Consider the following 18,830-nt stretch of genomic DNA (forward strand, 5'->3'; position numbering starts at 1 on the left):
CTATGGTTCGCAAACTTTTACGCTTTATTCTAAAGCTTGTGTTGTGGTTCTTTGCATTAAGCATCTTTTCTGTCATCTTTTTTCGTTTTGTTCCTGTACCTTATACACCCTTGATGTTTATTCGGTTATACGATCAAAAGAAAGAAGGCAAATCTTTTACATTGAAACACGATTGGGTGTCTTTGGATAAGATTAGTCCTAATTTACAGAAAGCTGTTATTGTAAGTGAAGATGGGCATTTCTTAAGCCATAATGGTTTTGATTTCAAAGCGATTGAAAAGGCGATGAAAAACAATGAGAAGGGAAAACGCATCAAAGGCGGTAGTACTATTTCACAACAAACTGCTAAGAATGTATTTTTATGGCCGGGTCGAAGTTATATTCGCAAGGGGTTTGAGGCTTATTTTACGGCCTTAATCGAACTGCTATGGTCAAAGGAGCGCATTTTAGAAGTGTACCTCAACAGCATTGAAATGGGTGATGGTGTTTATGGCGCTGAGGCAGCTGCACAACATTGGTATAAGAAAAGTGCGGCGAAACTGACGGTTAATGAAGCAGCTGGACTAGCGGTAATCTTACCGAGTCCGAGACGTTATAATCCAGTAAAGTCTGGTCCTTATGTTAGCAAGCGAAAACAAACCATCTCTCGTTATATCAAGGGGTATGGCCCATTGGATTTGAATAAAAAGAAACAGAAGTAAAAAATAATACGTTTTTAGTTAAAAATTTTCATTTAAACTAGATTTTTCCTAACTTGTAGTCAAACTTAAATTATTTTTGTTATGAAAAAAATTGTATTATCGTTAGCTATTGGTGGTTTACTGTTCGCTACATCTTGTAAAGACACGAAGTCAGGAGCTGTAGATTCAGAGACTACTCCAGCAACAGAATTAACAGAAGCGAAATCCGAAGCTGAGCTTAAATTTGATGAAGCGAAAAAAGCAGTAGAGGACGCAGTAAAAAGTGGTGACAAGGCAGCTGAAGAAGCGGCTAGAAAAACACTAGACGAGGCACAAAAAGCATGGGAAGCTACTAAAAATAAAACAGAAGAAGTAGTGAACCAGGTTGGTGATAAAGCGGAAGAGTTGAAAAATGACGCTGCAAAATCACTAGATGAAGCAAAAGGCAAAGTGAATGAAATGAAAGATGAGGCGAAAGAGAAAGCAGACAAAGCCAAAGAAAATGTAAATGATGCGGCAAAAGAAGCTCAAAAAGGGTTAGAAAATGCTGCTGATAAATTGAAAAAATAATCATGCGAAAAGGATCTGGAAACAGATCCTTTTTTTATTTACACCCTACAGAAACACTATCCTTTTATATAAAAAAGGTTATTTTATCTTTTATTTATCATACAAAACAGGGATTAATCCCTACTTTTTTTGTAATTTGTAAGCAACTAAAATCAAATACTATGAAAACAAACATTGGTTTAAAAGACGACGTAAGACAACAAATCACAGACAAGCTTGCTAAACTACTAGCAGATGAATTCGTGCTTTATACTAAAACGAGAAATGCACATTACAACGTGGAAGGAATTGACTTCCATTCCATGCACTTATTCTTTCAATCACAATATGAAGCTATTATTGTAGACGTGGATGCTATTGCAGAGCGAATCCGTCACTTAGGACATTATGCGCCTAGTAGCTTAAAAGAATATCTTGCTTTGACTCAACTATCTGAATCAAGAGATAATCAAGGAAACGACAGTGCCTCTTGGATTAAAGACTTGTGCAAAGATCACGAATCGATTATCATCTACTTAAGAGAGAACATTGATGCCATTGACGATATGCACGATCAAGGTACAGCTGATTTCTTAACGGGATTATTAGAAAAACACGAAGAAGCAGCTTGGATGTTACGCGCACACATCAAGTAATCTTGCTGTTCTGATTTATTATAAAGGTTTGTCTTTTAAAGGCAAACCTTTTTTGCTATTTTTACAGCCAACCCAGAACAACAAAACAATGAAACGATTGATTATGCTTGGTGCTGTCATTCTATTACAGTACGCTTGTACGTCTTCGCCCCAAACTGAGACAGAAAAAGCCCTTTTATTTCAAAAAAGCTTAAATAAAGAATTCGGAAATAAAGAAACTTCTCCTTTAGTGCCAGATGCATTAAATAAATTTGTTAGCCTCGAATTTTTCCCCGTTAATGAGCGCTTTATTATTGAAGCTCAATTCACCCGTACTCCAGGTGAAGTGCCTTTTGAGATGCCGACAACCACAGAACGCAAACCCATTTATGTCAAATACGGTGAGGCTTCTTTTACTTTTAATGGCAAACCTCAAAAATTAGATTTATTTCAGGATGTGAACTTGCGCAACCAGAAAGAATATGAAAAACATTTATTTCTGCCTTTCACTGATTTAACTTCAGGCGTTAGTACCTATGGTGGAGGTCGATATATCGATTTAGAGATTCCCGAAGGAGAAACTATTATTTTGAATTTCAATTTAGCGTATAATCCATACTGTGTGTATAATCCGAAATTCTCATGTCCTATCCCACCGCCACAAAATGATATTAATGCGGAGATTAATGCAGGGATCAAAGATTATAAATACTAAAATCAGAATAGCAAGAAACGGATTGTAGCGCTTGTATCATCCTCCTACTTTTGGTCTTTTAAAAGATAGAAAGATGAAATTAAAAGGAAAGATTGCCCTTGTTACGGGTGGCACAAGCGGTATAGGCAAAGCAACAGCTCAATTATTCAGTGATCAAGGGGCTCAAGTTATCCTCACAGGTCGAACGAAAGAAACAGTGGAACGCACAGTCGCTGAAATTGGTAACAACGCCCTTGGGATTGTTTCTGATGCAGGGTCTATGACAGATTTACTCCAATTACAGCATTTGATTAGTCAACAGGTATCTCATTTAGATCTTGTATTTGTCAATGCAGGGTTTGGAAAATATGCTCCATTGGAATACATTGATGAAGCGCATTACAATGAGATGTTTGATGTGTTAGTAAAAGGAACCCTATTCACGGTACAACAGGTACTCCCTCTTTTACGTCCGAATAGTTCCATTATACTAAATACGTCTATTGTTACGGAAATTGGCATGGCCAATTCTAGTGTTTACTCTGCTGCAAAAGCAGCAGTACAATCCTTTACAAAGACCTTTGCTGCGGAACTCATCAGCAAAAACATCCGAGTAAATGCAGTTTCACCTGGTCCAATAGAAACCAACTACTTTGACCGTTCGAATCTATCCGAAGAGCAAGTGAAAGCGTTTACGACTTCCTTTGCTCCTCAGGTTCCGATTAAGCGCTTTGGACAGGCCCATGAGGTTGCTCAGGCCGTTCTTTTCCTCGCTTCGGATGATTCTTCCTTTATTGTAGGAACAGAAATCAGCGTAGATGGTGGTTTTCCGAAAATAAAAACAAGTTAATTCCATCGACACAATGTCGCTTTATAGCATAAAAAAAGGCTATCTCCACAAAGAGATAGCCTTTTTATTTATTCTAGTCTGTTTATTTCAACTTCTTTACTCCCATACTGTATAACGTGAATGCTTGTAAGTCAACATGCTCTTGAATTTGTTGAGCAATTGATTTTCCAGCTCCATGTCCAGCATTTGTTTCAATGCGAATTAACATTGGATTATGTCCGTTGTTTTTCGCTTGTAACTCAGCAGCAAATTTAAAACTGTGTGCTGGTACTACGCGGTCATCATGATCTCCTGTTGTAACCATTGTTGCAGGATAAGCTTCTGCTTTTACATTGTGTAATGGCGAATATCCTTTCAAATACTCAAACATCTCTTTGCTGTCTTCCGCAGTTCCGTAATCATACGCCCATCCAGCACCTGCTGTAAAGGTATGGTAACGCAACATATCCAATACTCCTACTGCTGGTAAAGCTACCTTCATTAAGTCAGGACGTTGTGTCATCGTTGCTCCAACTAATAAACCTCCATTTGATCCTCCTTTAATAGCTAAGAAATCAGATGATGTATATTTATTGTCAATCAAATACTGAGCAGCAGCGATGAAATCGTCAAATACATTTTGCTTTTGCATTTTTGTTCCTGCTACGTGCCAAGCTTTTCCATACTCACCACCCCCTCTTAAGTTTGGTACTGCATATACTCCACCGTTTTCTAACCAGATTGCATTTGCAATGCTAAATGATGGTGTTAAGCTGATATTGAATCCTCCATACGCATATAACATTGTTGGGTTTTTACCGTTCAATTCAATTCCTTTCTTATACGTGATAATCATCGGTACTTTTGTTCCATCTTTTGAAGCATAGAACACTTGTTTTGATTCATATTGAGAAGAGTCGAATTTCACTTTTGGTTGTTCATACACTTTAGAAGCTCCATCTTTTACATCTAATGCATAGATTGTTCCAGGTGTAATGTAGTTTGTAAAAGAATAATACAACGTTGTATCTTCTTTTTTACCTCCAAATCCACTTGCTGTTCCAATTCCAGGTAATTCGATTGTTCTGATTTCTTTCCCTGTGTAATCGTATTGTTTCACCATAGAAACCGCATCTTTTAAATAGCTAGCAAAAATATAGCCTCCTCCTTTAGTTGGTGACAATACATTTTCTGTCTCTGCGATAAAATCAGCCCAGTTTGCTTGTTGTGGTTTAGTTGCATCCACCGTTACTACGCGTGAATTCGGCGCATTGAAATCAGTTTCAATATACAATTTACCGTCTTTGCTGTCTAAAACACTACTGCTACTATCGAAGTTATTTACCAACGTTACAATTGGACTATTCGCTTTTGTCAAGTCTTTGATGTACAATTCATTTCCGTATGTAGAATTCGCAGCAGTAATCACTAAGTATTGATTATCTCCTGTTACATATCCACCTACGTATCTTCTTTTTTGGTCTTTACCAAAGATTAATGCATCTTCTTTTTGAGCAGTTCCCAACTTGTGGTAGTACAATTTATGTTGATCTGTTTTAGCAGACAACTCACTTCCTTCAGGTTTATCGTAACTTGAATAATAGAATCCTTCATTTTTAAACCAAGAAACACCACTAAATTTTACATCCACTAAAGTATCACCGATAACTTCTTTCGTTTCTGTATCAATTACAATTACTTTTCTCCAGTCGCTTCCTCCTTCAGAAATAGCGTAAGCTGCTTTGCTTCCATCTTCTGAGAAATCAATACTTCCTAAAGAAGTTGTTCCATCCGTAGAGAATTTATTTGGATCTAAGAATACTTCTTCTTTTCCAGCTTCATCTTTACGGTATAAAATAGATTGATTTTGTAATCCATCATTTTTGAAAAAATACGTGTATTTTCCTTCTTTGAATGGAGCACCGATTTTTTCATAATTCCATGCTTCTTCCATTTGTTTTTTCAACTGATCTCTAAATGGAATTTGAGCTAAGTAACCATTAGTTACTTCATTCTGTGCTTTTACCCAAGCTGCAGTTTCTTCGGAACGGTCATCTTCTAACCAACGGTAAGGGTCAGCTACTTCAACCTCGAAGTATGTATCAACTACATCTCCTTTTTTCGTTTCAGGATATTGAATATCCGCCACCTGTTCCTTTGCTCCTTCATTTTTACATGAAATAATCAAAGTTGCTACAAGAAGTGTCATAAACGATTTTCTCATAATAAATATTTCTGTTTTAAATTTCTGTGAAAGTAAATATATTAATAATAAATACAAAAGCAAGGCATTACGCCTTGCTTTTCTACAAATATAAACCAATTAAGGCGGCTACTTAATGTGCGTGGTCGTGATCATCATGGTCGTGATCGTGGTCATGTCCACCATCTCCTTCTCCTGCTGCTACAATTTGGATATTTCTAAATTCCATGGTTTGATTCCCTGATTTATCCAATACTTTTACCACAAAGTGATAGTTTCCTGGTTTAGCATTTGCGTCGATGATGATTTCATGGTGGTGAATTTTATCATTTTTCACCCCTCCTAAATCCCATGTTTTGTTAAAGGCAAAAGGTTTCCCGTCAGCTGCAACTTCTTTTACAGCCAAGGCATGCGTATGGTTATCCCCCCCTGAATGGTTATGTCCATCAAAATTATTGTGGATATCTACGTTATACGAAGCCAATCCGTCATTATCGGATACCACCATATCAAAGTGAATATCCTTTCCTACTTCTAACTTAGCTCCTTCTGCAGGTGCTACTAAGTCAATGACTGGTTTTTCTGTGTCTGTGCTGTCATCACTTGAACATGAAGTAAAAGTAAATACACTTGCTATTGATGCTATTGCTAAATATTGTAATTTTCTCATTGTTTTAAATTTTAATCGTTTACGTATATATATATGTTGTTGTTTCCTTCTTTTCTTCTTTTCTTCTTTATACAAATGGCGGTCCACGATTAAAATAAAAACAACTTACTCGTTGTTCTATAAGTTTACAAATTAATAAAACAGTTGTTTCGTATAGAACTAGGGGGACAATATCAATAGAAAGTTGTGGTACTTCAATGGCTGGGTGAATCTTGAATAAGTATTGATCGCAGTAGTGTACTTTACTACCGTCGATCCATTCTACCTCGTGATTTCGCTGTCCAAATTCATGTTCAATGATAACATAATGCAGTAAATTACTAATTAGAGGAATAAAAAATACAACAACTAAAAAAGCATATTTACTACCATTGATGTTAACGTTCTTCATTAAAATGGTATTTGAATCATTAATTGAATAGATCTACCTAATTCGGGTATCCCCAGTGGTCGATAAAAACTCATGTGATTCAATATTTTTGCATCAAAAATATTGGTTGCGGTTAAACTTGCTTTGGCTGCTACACTACCCAATCGAATCGTTGAAGAAAGTCCCAAACCATAGCTTTGTGAACTCGGTGTGACATCTTCTCCTTGTGCAATTCGCTTTTGCTCTGCGTACCATTTTCCGTTGACAAATACTTCAGGTTGTTGGAATACTTTCCAATCATTCAAGGTATAACTTAACTGCCCAAAGAAATTAGCAGGTGTTGAAAAGGGCAAAGGATAATTTCCCTTTTTACCGTTATCTAATTGTTTGTTATAGATAAATTCAAACACCCCTTCTACTGTCAAGCGATCCCATAAGCGTTGCTCTGCTTTCCACTCAAACCCTGTAATTAAGGCTTTTGATTGCGTATACTCGTAAATCTGTCCACTATCGGGTAAGATTGAAAACGTTCCGCTTGGCTTTAAGAAGATATAATTGGTAAAATAGTAAGCATAAGGACTTATCGTCGTACTAAACGTTGACGTTTCATAGGTTGCTCTAAAATCAAGAGCAATTCCTTTTTCAGGATCTAAATCGGGATTTCCTTTTTCGTGGCGAAAAGCACCGTGATGCACTCCATTTGACGCTAGTTCAATTGCTGTCGGAAAACGGAAGTTTGTACCTACCGTCGCTGCAATATTAAAATGTTCTGTCCAATCAAATTTAGCTCCAATCATTCCATTGAAACTACTAAAATTACGGTCTTGCTTTTGACTGCGTTGGGCGTAATTCTCAGCGGTTTCTACGGATTGTCCTCGATCGATTAAATAGTCATAGAGAATTTCATCGTAAAACGGTTTTACGTGTACACTTGCATAATCAGCGCGAATACCAGCTTCCCAAGTTAAGCGATCATTGACAAAATACTCATACATACCAAATGCACCAACTCCAGACTTATTGAACTTTGGTAATAAGAATCCATATCCACCAATGGTATTATTTTGGTAATTCTGTTGAATCCCAACGGTCAACTTATGTTCATTGCTAAAAAGGTGCTCGTATTTTACCGCTGCGTCAAACGTATTCAACACAAACTCTAATTCTAGGTTTGGATTATTTGCTGGAGGCGTTTGATTAGAAAAATGCGAGTGAAACAAACTGTTTTCTTGTCTTTTATTATTTTGAAAAGCCAATAAAACGCTCAACTTTCGATTCGCATCGAACTCCCAAGTAGCCGTATTCGTTACTTTAAAGTGATTGACCGATTGGTTTGGCAATTCTACATTTCTGTGATTTCCATCATCTTGAACCGCTGCAATATTTGGAATACCGTGTGCTCCTGGAAAGAAACCACTTTTATCGTATACGTTACTAATGCTCAAGATATTTTTAAACTGCGTACCTACATACCCGATTTGACCATAAAGCGCCAAGTTATTTCCGGCTGTATTTTTCATACGTCCCCCTTCAATAGGGATAATCGTATTGAGGTAATCAATTTGTTTGATGGGTACGCGATAATCAGCGTAATCCTGTCCTGTTACTTTTAACTTATAGAAGAAGCGTTCTCCTCTTTGCTTGATTTGAACTGAAGCCCCTAGTGCATCATTAACTGATTTTCCATACACAATCGCTTTTCCATCAAAGGAATGTACTTGCGGGACTTTTTCATTGTTAATCTTAATTACACCACCAATTGCATCACTCCCATATTCAATGGCCCCAACTCCTTTGATTACTTCAACCTCTTCTGTACTAAACGCATCGATTTCCAATCCGTGATCAGCACCCCATTGTTGTCCTTCTTGTTTGGCTCCGTTTTCTGCCACGGCTACTCGATTAAAACCCAAACCGCGAATTACGGGTTTAGAAGCTCCGGCACCAATATCCATGGAGTTAACTCCTGCTACAGATTCTAGGGTTTTCGCCAAAGAACCTGCGAACTTCTCTACTAATTGCTGATTGGATACTTTATCTACGTGTTGTACGCTGTGTTTCGCATGACTAGAAACAACTACCTGATCCAATAGCGTTGAACTTTCTTTTAAGTGTAGATCCAAATCTTGATCTGCTTCTACTTTTACGTTCATTGTTAACGTCTCATATCCGAGGTAAGACACGACTAGTTGATAGGTTCCTTTTTCAATAGGTTTTGCTTGAAATCTCCCTTTTACATCTGCCATAAAAGCTTGATTTTCAAAAGTAATTGTTGCGCCAATTAAGGCTTCTCCATGATAGTCCGACACTCTTCCTTTTAAGGTAAACGCTTGTGCAAGCATACTAAAAGAGCACAACAGAACCATCCATGTACATAGAATTCTCATTGTATCTTGTATGTTTTAATTAATAAAATAGCAGTCAGACAATACATTGTCTAACAAAAATCTAAATAATTAAACCCATACTGGAGGGGCGCGAAGGGAATAGTAAACGTGAGATAAAGGGGTAAACAACAACGTTACCTCTTCTTGTACTTCTTGAATGTTTTGGTAGGCAACTGCATGCCATTCCATTTGAACAGGCTCTAATCCTGAAGTAGGAATAAAATCACAAGCAAAACAATGGTCCATGTGACTGTGATCTTCAGTAAGTTGAACGCCACCATGATCACTTCGTCCTTCTGTGTAATGTGCATGCGTGTGATGCTCTTGTTCATAAGCAACTGCAGTAGAAATATGTTGATAGCTATGTACCAATTGGAATACGGTGGTAAACAAAAAAGCTACCACTAACAATACTCTCGCTATCATTTTTTTTCTACTCATAAGCGACAAATATAGTACAGAATATTTAGTTAACGCTTTTTTTATGTTTTTTTTAGTGCTTTTTAAACAACCCTATTTTTATTCTTTTGAATGACTTCTTTGATATTTCACCCCAAATAAGCCTTGACCTATTGGGTTTCCTTCAGTTTATTTCATTAAATGCAGCACTTCCCATTTTTTAATCTAGGACGAACTAATGATTTGGTAACGATTCGTTGATTTTACGCCAACACTGGTAAAAGATGACTTGTTGAACAGTCTCAACAATTTTACCAAAAATTCAAGCTTTAAGTCACAATAAGAATAGTGAATTCTATGCTAGAAAGAGAAAACCTCACCTTATTCTTCAAATAAATAACAGATTCCAAAACACAATACAAGATACTCTTTTTTAAAGAGAACGCATTTCAATCAATCAAATGTTGTATTTTTAACAATTAACGCATTTTTATAAAACAAAATTATCTTAACATTAAAATAATAAGCCAAAAAGCTTTTTTATCTTTGTGTTTCGTCTAAATTTTTCAACGTAATGAACAGTAAATTGCTTGGTAGCATCTTAATTATTGCAGGCTCTTGTATCGGAGGAGGAATGCTTGCTATGCCCATAACATCAGCAGGTGTTGGGTTTTGGGGAACCACCTTATTGCTGTTTATTATTTGGTTCGCCATGTGTTATACTGCCTTGCTCATGGTTCGCATCTACGACTACAACGAACCAACAGATGGATTTAATACCTTAACGAAAAAATATACAGGTCCCTTTATCAACAAGCTAGCAGGATTTAGCCTGATGTTTTTGATTTATGGACTTACAGCGGCTTATATGTCTGGAGGAGGAACCATCCTCAAAACAAATATTGATTTGTTGTTGGACACCAATTTTGATACACGCACAGCTATCTTGCTATTCTCCCTCCTTTTTGGGGGCATTGTCATCATTGGAACCCATTGGGTGGATTGGTTAACCCGAGGCTTATTTATTGCCAAACTGATTTTCTTAGTTTTGCTGGTTGCTTTGTTGTTTCCTTTTATTCAACAGGCTAATTTACTACATGCTCCTCTATCTGTGGGTATTACGGTAACAGCACTTCCTGCTATTTTTACTTCCTTCGGATTTCACGGTAGTATTCCTAGCATTGTCAATTATCTTGGAGGAAATAAAAAACAACTGCATCGCGCCTTTATTTGGGGAAGTTTACTTCCCTTAATTATCTATTTGATTTGGCAGGTTGTTGTTCTGGGGAGTATTGATCAAACTCGATTCATGCAAATTTTAAATGAAAACTCAGAATTAAGAGGGCTCATTTTGAGTGTCCGCGAAATGACACATTCTGCACATATCGAAACACTGTTTAGCTTATTTGCAGCTACTGCATTGGGTACTTCATTCTTAGGGGTGAGCATCGGTCTTTTTGATTATTATAAAGATGTATTAAAACCTAAGACAAAAGGTTTTGTAACGACTAGTGTCGCCGGATTATTAACCTTTATTCCGCCTTTACTATTTGCTTTATTTTACCCAGAAGGGTTCATTCTTGCTCTAGGTTATGCTGCAATTGCAGGGGTAATCTTAGCTTTGTTCATTCCTCAGTATTTATATCTAAAGGCTATGAACTACCATAAACAACGCATACCGATTGCACAAATTATCTTGATTACCCTCATTTTTATCCTGGCAGCTATCATTATTTATGCGCAGATAAAAATTGCCTTACAGCACTAAATAAAACAAACATATTACAAACACTTTACACAGATCATGAGAAACATACACTATATCGTTTTCTTACTGATTTTATTTAGCAGCCTAGGTGCCTTTGCACAAACGGAGCTAGATAAAGCAAAAGATACGCTAGAAAAGAAAAAGTTTTTTGAGCGGATTGTTCACTATTTTGAAGAAGCCAAAAAAGATAAATCCCAAAATAAATTTGACATCTCCTTTATTGGAGGTCCAAGTTATTCTGTCGATACTAAATTGGGTTTAGGGCTTGTAGCTTCTGGTTTATATCGCCTGGATCAAGAAAACATGGAGCTATCTCCTTCTAACGTTTCTATTTATTCTAATATTACCACCAGTGGTTTCTTTTCCATTGGGATTGAAAATAGCACTATTTTTCCAGAGGATAAATTCCGCATCAATTCGGATATGTCCTTTAACTATATGCCGAGTAAATACTATGGCATTGGGTATGATGCAGGGGCATCAGGAGAATATTCAAAATACAATGAGTATCGTTTATCCCTTAAAGCAGATTTCTTAGCCGAAGTGATAAACAACGGATATGTAGGGTTCACCTTTGCGGCACAGAATGTAAAAGGAAGTGATTTTGAAAAAGCAGCATTTGAACCACAAGAAAATTTGACGACTACGCTTGTTGGGAGTGGTTTTATCTTTTCGTATGATACTCGAGATTTTATTCCAAATCCGAGTAAAGGGATTTTTCTACAATACCAACAAACGTTTTATTCGCGTACCCTAGGAAGTAATATTCATTTCAGTCGAATCGAAACAAGTGCTCGTTATTTTCAACAACTAGCGCCCAAGACTATTTTGGCATTTGATGCGAATGGAATATTCAACAATGGGGATATTCCTTGGAATATGATGGCTCAACTAGGAGGGGCTAGACAAATGCGCGGGTATCTTTCTGGACAATACCGCGATCGAAAAGAACTAAACACACAAGTTGAACTTCGTCAAAAAGTATACAACCGCCATGGGTTAGTTGTATGGGGTGGAGTTGGTACTATTTTTGATAAATTCAAAGACATGAACTGGGCAGAGGCTTTGCCTACCTATGGAATTGGTTATCGCTGGGAATTCAAAAATCGAGTAAATATTCGCTTGGATTATGGAATTGCCAAAGGACAAAGTGGCTTCTACTTTAATATAAACGAAGCTTTCTAAGACACTATTTATGCAAGAAAAAATACAAAGAAGAAGTCTATTAGGTAGACTGAGTACAAATCTGGTGGCCCTATTCTATATTTACTTAGTTGTCAATATGGTGCCCTCCCTTTATTTTGCTTTATTCCAACCGCTCAATTTCTTGGGAAAAGCAACGGTATTCTTATTTCCTTTGAGTTTATATCTTCTTGTTTTTTCTCTGTTTAAAAATATGGGGCGCACACAGATTCTCTTGTTTCCTGTCTTGTTTATTCACGCCTTTCAAATTGTTTTATTCTATTTGTTTGGAGAAGATGTCATTGCGGTTGATATGTACTTAAATGTCGCTACAACCAATACCTCTGAGATTACAGAACTATTGGGAAGTTTACTTCCTTCGATTGCTTTTGTTTGCATCTTATATATTCCAACTATTGTTTGGGCCATCCTTCAATGGAAGCGAAAAATATATGCACCAAAACTATTTAGACACAAAGCGTTGATTGCTGGTGTAGCTATTTTATTTGGTTCACTATTGATATCTTTAGGAGCAAAAAACACCAATCGCAATGCTTTTGCATTTACTGTTGATGTATATCCCATCAATGCGTATTACAATTTAAATTTTGCCATCAATAAATGGAAAAAAGTTCAGGCATATCCTGAAACATCCAAGGATTTCACCTTCAACAGTACCTCAGCTTCAACTAAAGATCAGCGCGAAATTTTCGTGCTCATTGTAGGCGAAACGAGTCGAGCGCATAACTGGCAAGTCTATGGGTATAACCGTCCGACAACCCCCCATTTATCACAACAACAAAATACAGTATTCTATCAAGACGCGTTGACTCAATCCAATACCACACACAAAAGTGTGTCGATGATTTTATCTGATGTCAATGCAACCAATTACGAGGAGATCTATCAGAGAAAAGGAATCGCACAAGCGTTTAAAGAAGCTGGATTTACCACAATCTGTCTATCCAACCAATCGGAGAATAATTCCTTTATTGAATATTTCACCAAAGAGGCAGATATCTATCAAACGATTCGCACAACAGATCCCAAAACACGATTAACGGTGAATCGCCCTGATGAGGATTTGATTCCGATTATGATGAATTTAATTGAAAAAACAACGGGCAATTTGTTCATTGTTTTACATAGCTATGGTTCTCACTTCAATTACAAAGAGCGTTATCCTTTGGCATATCAAAAATTCACGCCTGATAATTTAACAGCTGTGAGTCGCAGACAAAAAGAGCAGTTAGTCAATACGTATGACAATAGTATTTTGTATACGGATTATTTTCTCTCCTCGACTTTACAGGCTTTACAGCAGGTTAATATTCCAAGTTTGGTTTTGTACACCTCTGATCATGGGGAAGATTTGTTTGATGATGATCGCGGTTTGTTCTTGCATTCCTCTCCGACACCATCATACTATCAATTGCATATTCCCTTTTTCTTGTGGTTTTCGGATTCCTTTATTGAAGAACATCCTGAGCAATATCAACTTGCACAACAACGCAAAAAAGAGCCCATCAGTACCCATGTTATTTTTCACACCTTATTGGATGCAGCTGAAATACAAACCCCTTACTTAAAACGAGAATTTTCTCTTGTTCATCCGCAATTTAAGGCAATACCTCGACAGTATCTCAATGATCACGACCAGGCCGTTCCTTATCAACAGATGAATTTGAAAGAAGAAGATTTTGAACAAATAAAAAAATTGAATTTAAAAAAATAAAAATATGAAGACTTATTTACGACTGATCCCTATTCTAGTTGGCCTTTTGTTATCCACGAGTCTTTGGGCACAGAAAGAGCGTTTCGAATTACTTCCTTTTGGAAATATGAACCAATGGCAAGTACGTGAGATTAAAGAATCCCTATTGATTGGAGGAAATACGCGTTACCTCTATTCCATTAATGATACTAAAGACACCCTTAAAGATAACACCCCATATAAGAACACGCGTTCCCCTTGGGCGACGTCTTCTGTATTGGCTGTTGTAAGTGGAATTACCAAAGGTAGTGTTACCGTCTTCCCAGAAAAGAGAAGCGGTGGCTATGCGGCTCGTTTAGAGACAAAAATAGAACGCGTTAAAGTATTAGGCGTAATCAATATCAATGTTTTAGCTAGTGGAACGATTTTCTTAGGTGAAATGATCGAACCTATTACTGACACGAAGAATCCACAGAGTAAACTCGTAACAGGAATTCCCTTTACCAAAAAGCCGAAGGCTTTACAATTTGACTATAAAGTAACGACAGGCGGGACTTCTAGTCGCGTGAATGGCATGGGAAAAGGAACGGTTTTAAATCAAAAAGACAAGGCTGAGATTCGCATCTTATTGCAAAATAGATGGGAAGACAAGGATGGTAAAGTACATGCAAAACGCATAGGAACAGCTTGGTTGAACCTAACGACAACGGAAAAAGAATGGAAAAACAATTTCCAACTTCAAATTAATTATGGCGACATCCGAAATCAAGCCATCTATAAAAAGGAAATGGCTCTTCGCACCGGTGAATTCACAGATTACACCCGCAATAGCAAGGGAAAAATGACACCAATTATTGAGGAAGGCTGGGGAAATGCTGATGATCCGGTTACCCATCTTATTGTTCAATTCTCTTCGAGTAACGGAGGTGCTTATATCGGAAACGAAAATAGCAGGCTGTGGATTGACAATGTAGGATTGGTTTATGAGTAACAATTAAAAAGATCTACATAGGACATAAAAAAAGGAAGGAGTTTTAATCAAAACTCCTTCCTTTTTTATAGAAAAATTACGTATTACTCACCTTCCCTCACACCATATGATTTTATCTCTCTCCTGCTTTAGGATCAGCACCATATTCATTTTGTCCTACCGTACCATCAATACAAGCAAAATAAAGTACGACAAGAGCACCAATTCCTGTTAACCCTAACAACATCCACCAGCCACTTTTTCCAGTATCGTGTAAACGACGAGCTAAAAGTCCTAATGAAGGAAGTAAAACCGCTAAACTATAAATATAGCCTGTAAAGCCTATTCCAATCGTTCCTAAGAGTGAATCAACGATTCCGAAAGCAATTGAAATGATCACACTAACCAATGTAAATGACCAAAATTCTTTACGTCTAACACGTCCATTAAAATCTGTATAGTGATTTTTTAAAATATTGATAAAGTTTTCTTTTAATGTAGTAAAATTCAGTTCCATCTTTTTTTTATGTTTTATGAGAACGAATGTAAAATTCTTTCTTGAAACTAGTGTAAAAAAGAAGAAAAGTTCACTATAAATGGGGAGTTCTGGTTTACTGTGAACTGTAAACTAAACCGTGAACTGTAAACAAAAAAAGGACATTCCGAAGAATATCCTTTTAGGTACTAAAATGATCTAATATTATTATTTTCTAATGCTGTCATGGCTATGCGTTTCAACACCATCATTCCACAGGGTCAGGATATCTGTTGCAACAGCAGCACCACTTCCAGCTGCAATAGCAAGTTGACTGCGGTGTCCCGCTAATGTACCTGCTACATAAATCCCCTCGGCTACAAGGTGATCTATATTTTTCAATTGAATTCTATTCTTTGTGGGGATAGACTTTTTGTGGGGTTCCACATAGTCCATCAATCCCTCAATGGCAAACGTATTACTTGAATTAACAGCTACGACTACCATCCGTGCTACATATTCGGCTTTATTCGTCTCTACAACAAACAGCTGTGCTGAATTTCTTCGTACACGGCTTACCTTCTCACCCTCAATTTGAGTCACGTTAGCATAGATTTTCAAATTCTCTTTGGCTTGTGTAAGTAAATCACTTCCTAAAGTGCCTGGTTGAATACCAAAAGCATTATTAAAAACGGCATCTTGAAGCATACTTGCCTTTTGGTGTATCACAATACCAATTGTCTTTCCTTCCATGAAAGCTTTTTTGGCAGCGCTACCTAACACTTGAGCACAAGAAACGCCAGAAACGCCTCCTCCAATAATTAAAACATCATAAACCAACATCTTTTGATCTATTTTGTTTTCTCGTCAATTAACTTTGAAGTTCTGTAAATCAACAGAATACAAACTGCGCATAAAAGTGCTACAATACCAATTATAGCAATCAAACTGTCCCCTTGAAATAAGTTATTAAAATCAAGCATTGTGATATTTAATACAATTAAGGCAACAACAAATGCAATAATAATGTAACTGAATATTTTCATTATTTCTAAAAAGATTTTAATTCTATTGTCCGAAAGTACAAAATAAAAATCACGTAGAAGCCTCTTTAACATTCCTACTATATAATTTAACAACGCCATCGTTTGCAACTTTCCCTCTCCTTCTTGTTTGCAAAACACACAAAAAGAGAACTTTCCGTTTTCTTTCCTCCCCTTTAGAGAAGTTTCTCTTCCTCGTTTTCCTGACCTTTATATCCTGTTATTTTATAACTGATTGCTTTTCTTTCTGATTGAACCTGCTCATTATTTTATCTTACATAAAAATTAACGCCCGCAAAAAAGGAGGTTTTAACATAAGTCAAGGCTATTCTTCCTTTTATCATTAAACAAAGGCTCCCTTTGGAGGAGCCTTCGCTATTAATTTGTCTTTCTTAATTCAACCCTTCTGTTTTTAGCTTTGTTAGCCTCTGAATCATTTGCCACTAGAGGACGTTCAGCGCCAAATCCTTCAGCAGTTAAGCGAGTAGCCGCAATCTTTTGTCCGATTAAAGCTGCTTTTACGGCTTGTGCACGAGCAGTGGATAACTTCTTATTGTGAGCCGCATCACCTACATTATCTGTATGCCCTTCAATAGCAATCGTCAATTGACCATTTTTTTGTAGGGCCGCAGTAATTTCATTGACTACCTCTTTGCCTTCTGGAGTAATCGTCGATTGATCGTGGTCAAAGTTGATATACAAAATCGACTTTCCTGTTTCCGCAAGTGATTTAGCAATTTCATCTGCTGTAATCTTGGTCATGGTTTGTTCAAACGCTTTTGTTTGAAGTACATTCAATTTAGCTGCAGCATTATTTGCCGTATACTGAATGTAAATATCTCCTTGTTCTTTATGGCGAATGATATAAAACTTAATGGGCTCGCCTGCATATCCGATATCTCCTTCATCTCCTTTATGCGGATCTAACTTATTGTATCGGTCATATTCTTCTTGTGTAATACTTCCATCAAAGATCTCTACTGCTCCAATTGATTTCAAATAGTCGTCCATGCTGCGTCTAAAAAAGCGTTCTGAAAATTGCTCCCCACTTTCAGCTGTTAAGTTGGCTTTATACAATCTACCTTCTACTTCAGTCATCACGCCATTTACAGGAAACAGACAAACGTCAAACGCACTCAACAAAGGCTTATTTAGTTCTTTTATTCCCTTTGGTAAAGCTAAATATGGGAAATCCCCAATATCTGCTGTAGTGTAAGGAATTTTAGTTAAATCAAGGGTGGTCTCTACCGTTGTTGTCGTTTCAGTTGCTGTTGTAGGAACCTCTTCTTGTTGTTCCACCACAGGAGTATTCTCTTCTTTTGGCGTTTGTTTACACGAGATAAAAGCTACTCCTGCAACAAACAATAACGCTATTTTTTTCATGTTTTTATAGTCTTTAGTTTATCCATTAAAAGTCGATTTAAATTTTGAAACATGCAATATATTCTGGTTTAAGAAATCATTTTTTTTAATTTCTTTGTCTCATCTTCTTATGAAAGTCAGTCGTCTTACGGTTTTTATTCTGCTCTTTTTCTTTTTGTTTGACTTTTATTCCTTTCAAAACCGCTCTAAATAGGAGCTCAAAATCAAGCAGTTAATTTAGTATCATTATAAAATAGCGGTTGAACGAGCAGAAGCGGTCAACATCCATGAAAGATTCGTAATTTTGTAGCCTCAAAAAAATAAATAAACATGTTTCAAATTGGTTCAGCCTTAGTATCGGAAGATATTTTAGAAAAAGAATTTGTGTGCAATCTAACGGCTTGTAAAGGTCAGTGTTGTATTGATGGAGATGCGGGAGCGCCCGTAGAGAAGGAAGAAACGGCTATTTTGGATGAAATATTTGAAACGGTAAAACCTTATTTACGTCCTGAAGGTATTGCGGCTATTGAACAACAAGGAACCTATATCCTAGGTGAAGATGGGGAATTTGAAACTCCTTTAATTCACGGCGGAGAATGTGCCTATGTTATTTATGATAATGGCATGGCTTTATGCGGGATTGAAAAGGCGTATTTGGAGAAGAAAATCGATTGGAAAAAACCGATTTCTTGTCACCTATACCCTATTCGAATCAAGGAATATTCTTCTTTTTCAGCAGTGAATTACCACAAATGGCATATTTGTAGCGATGCTTGTGCTTTAGGAAAAGAACTAGAAGTTCCAGTATACAAATTTTTAAAAGATCCTTTGACGCGAAAATACGGTTCTGAGTGGTACGAAGAACTGGAATTAGTAGCCAAAGAATACTATAAGAAATAG

At 36.9% G+C, this 18,830-nt stretch carries 19 protein-coding genes; 10 read left to right on the top strand and 9 right to left on the bottom strand.

All coding sequences use genetic code 11. The features are described from left to right. Positions 1–2: 2 nt before the first annotated feature. The 5 genes from mtgA to M2306_RS13150 all read left to right on the top strand — a co-directional run bounded on the left by mtgA (position 3) and on the right by M2306_RS13150 (position 3,408). On the top strand, positions 3–701 hold the full coding sequence (gene mtgA, locus M2306_RS13130) for a monofunctional biosynthetic peptidoglycan transglycosylase (protein WP_259187632.1): 699 nt from the start codon (positions 3–5) through the stop codon (positions 699–701). 81 nt (positions 702–782) lie between these two features. Further along, a complete protein-coding gene (locus M2306_RS13135) occupies positions 783–1,250 on the top strand; it encodes a hypothetical protein (RefSeq protein ID WP_115092297.1) in 468 nt (155 codons plus the stop codon). Positions 1,251–1,411: 161 nt separating this feature from the next. Continuing rightward, positions 1,412–1,885 carry a Dps family protein gene (locus M2306_RS13140; protein WP_259187631.1) on the top strand — a complete coding sequence of 158 codons (474 nt, stop codon included), beginning with the start codon at positions 1,412–1,414 and terminating at the stop codon, positions 1,883–1,885. An 88-nt stretch (positions 1,886–1,973) separates the two neighbouring features. After that, the gene (locus tag M2306_RS13145) at positions 1,974–2,579 is read left to right on the top strand and encodes a DUF1684 domain-containing protein (protein ID WP_259187630.1); all 606 of its coding nucleotides are present in this window, start codon (positions 1,974–1,976) and stop codon (positions 2,577–2,579) included. Between the two features lie 73 nt (positions 2,580–2,652). After that, positions 2,653–3,408, top strand: coding sequence for an SDR family oxidoreductase (locus M2306_RS13150; RefSeq protein WP_259187629.1), 756 nt, complete (start codon positions 2,653–2,655; stop codon positions 3,406–3,408). A gap of 82 nt (positions 3,409–3,490) precedes the next feature. Here M2306_RS13150 and M2306_RS13155 read toward each other — a convergent pair whose 3' ends face one another. The 5 genes from M2306_RS13155 to M2306_RS13175 form a co-directional block, all read right to left on the bottom strand. Next, positions 3,491–5,611 carry a prolyl oligopeptidase family serine peptidase gene (locus tag M2306_RS13155; RefSeq protein WP_259187628.1) on the bottom strand — a complete coding sequence of 707 codons (2,121 nt, stop codon included), beginning with the start codon at positions 5,609–5,611 and terminating at the stop codon, positions 3,491–3,493. Between the two features lie 112 nt (positions 5,612–5,723). Continuing rightward, complete coding sequence (locus M2306_RS13160) at positions 5,724–6,260, bottom strand: DUF4625 domain-containing protein (protein WP_259187627.1); 537 nt, start codon at positions 6,258–6,260, stop codon at positions 5,724–5,726. Between the two features lie 67 nt (positions 6,261–6,327). Beyond that, a complete protein-coding gene (locus M2306_RS13165; RefSeq protein WP_115092294.1) occupies positions 6,328–6,651 on the bottom strand; it encodes a hypothetical protein in 324 nt (107 codons plus the stop codon). Beyond that, a complete protein-coding gene (locus M2306_RS13170; RefSeq protein ID WP_259187626.1) occupies positions 6,651–9,017 on the bottom strand; it encodes a TonB-dependent receptor in 2,367 nt (788 codons plus the stop codon). The genes M2306_RS13165 and M2306_RS13170 overlap by 1 nt, the downstream gene beginning before the upstream one ends. A 69-nt stretch (positions 9,018–9,086) precedes the next feature. Beyond that, the gene (locus M2306_RS13175; RefSeq protein WP_259187625.1) at positions 9,087–9,443 is read right to left on the bottom strand and encodes a DUF2946 family protein; all 357 of its coding nucleotides are present in this window, start codon (positions 9,441–9,443) and stop codon (positions 9,087–9,089) included. 547 nt (positions 9,444–9,990) lie between these two features. Here M2306_RS13175 and M2306_RS13180 point away from each other — a divergent pair. Genes M2306_RS13180 through M2306_RS13195 form a run of 4 tightly spaced genes read left to right on the top strand, consistent with a single transcriptional unit; the run spans position 9,991 to position 15,071 of the window. After that, positions 9,991–11,184 (top strand): aromatic amino acid transporter, encoded by a 1,194-nt coding sequence (locus M2306_RS13180; protein ID WP_259187624.1) that lies wholly within the window; start codon positions 9,991–9,993, stop codon positions 11,182–11,184. 36 nt (positions 11,185–11,220) lie between these two features. Continuing rightward, positions 11,221–12,369: a BamA/TamA family outer membrane protein gene (locus tag M2306_RS13185; RefSeq protein WP_259187623.1), complete on the top strand. Its 1,149-nt coding sequence runs from the start codon at positions 11,221–11,223 to the stop codon at positions 12,367–12,369. 10 nt (positions 12,370–12,379) lie between these two features. Continuing rightward, positions 12,380–14,101, top strand: coding sequence for a phosphoethanolamine transferase family protein (locus M2306_RS13190; protein WP_259187622.1), 1,722 nt, complete (start codon positions 12,380–12,382; stop codon positions 14,099–14,101). Between the two features lie 4 nt (positions 14,102–14,105). Then, positions 14,106–15,071 carry a PCMD domain-containing protein gene (locus M2306_RS13195; protein WP_259187621.1) on the top strand — a complete coding sequence of 322 codons (966 nt, stop codon included), beginning with the start codon at positions 14,106–14,108 and terminating at the stop codon, positions 15,069–15,071. A gap of 112 nt (positions 15,072–15,183) precedes the next feature. On the opposite strand, the gene M2306_RS13200 is transcribed toward M2306_RS13195, so the two are convergent. The 4 genes from M2306_RS13200 to M2306_RS13215 form a co-directional block, all read right to left on the bottom strand. Beyond that, positions 15,184–15,567, bottom strand: coding sequence for a DUF805 domain-containing protein (locus M2306_RS13200; RefSeq protein WP_259187620.1), 384 nt, complete (start codon positions 15,565–15,567; stop codon positions 15,184–15,186). Positions 15,568–15,753: 186 nt separating this feature from the next. Further along, complete coding sequence (locus tag M2306_RS13205; protein WP_259187619.1) at positions 15,754–16,368, bottom strand: FAD-dependent oxidoreductase; 615 nt, start codon at positions 16,366–16,368, stop codon at positions 15,754–15,756. Between the two features lie 8 nt (positions 16,369–16,376). Beyond that, positions 16,377–16,571: a hypothetical protein gene (locus M2306_RS13210; RefSeq protein WP_002989350.1), complete on the bottom strand. Its 195-nt coding sequence runs from the start codon at positions 16,569–16,571 to the stop codon at positions 16,377–16,379. Positions 16,572–16,946: 375 nt separating this feature from the next. After that, complete coding sequence (locus tag M2306_RS13215) at positions 16,947–17,951, bottom strand: OmpA family protein (RefSeq protein ID WP_259187618.1); 1,005 nt, start codon at positions 17,949–17,951, stop codon at positions 16,947–16,949. 309 nt (positions 17,952–18,260) lie between these two features. Here M2306_RS13215 and M2306_RS13220 point away from each other — a divergent pair, with 309 nt between their 5' ends. Further along, positions 18,261–18,830, top strand: a complete 570-nt coding sequence (locus tag M2306_RS13220; RefSeq protein WP_002989345.1) for a DUF3109 family protein — start codon at positions 18,261–18,263, stop codon at positions 18,828–18,830.

It is taken from the genome of Myroides gitamensis, assembly GCF_029894455.1.
Lineage (GTDB): Bacteria > Bacteroidota > Bacteroidia > Flavobacteriales > Flavobacteriaceae > Flavobacterium > Flavobacterium odoratum.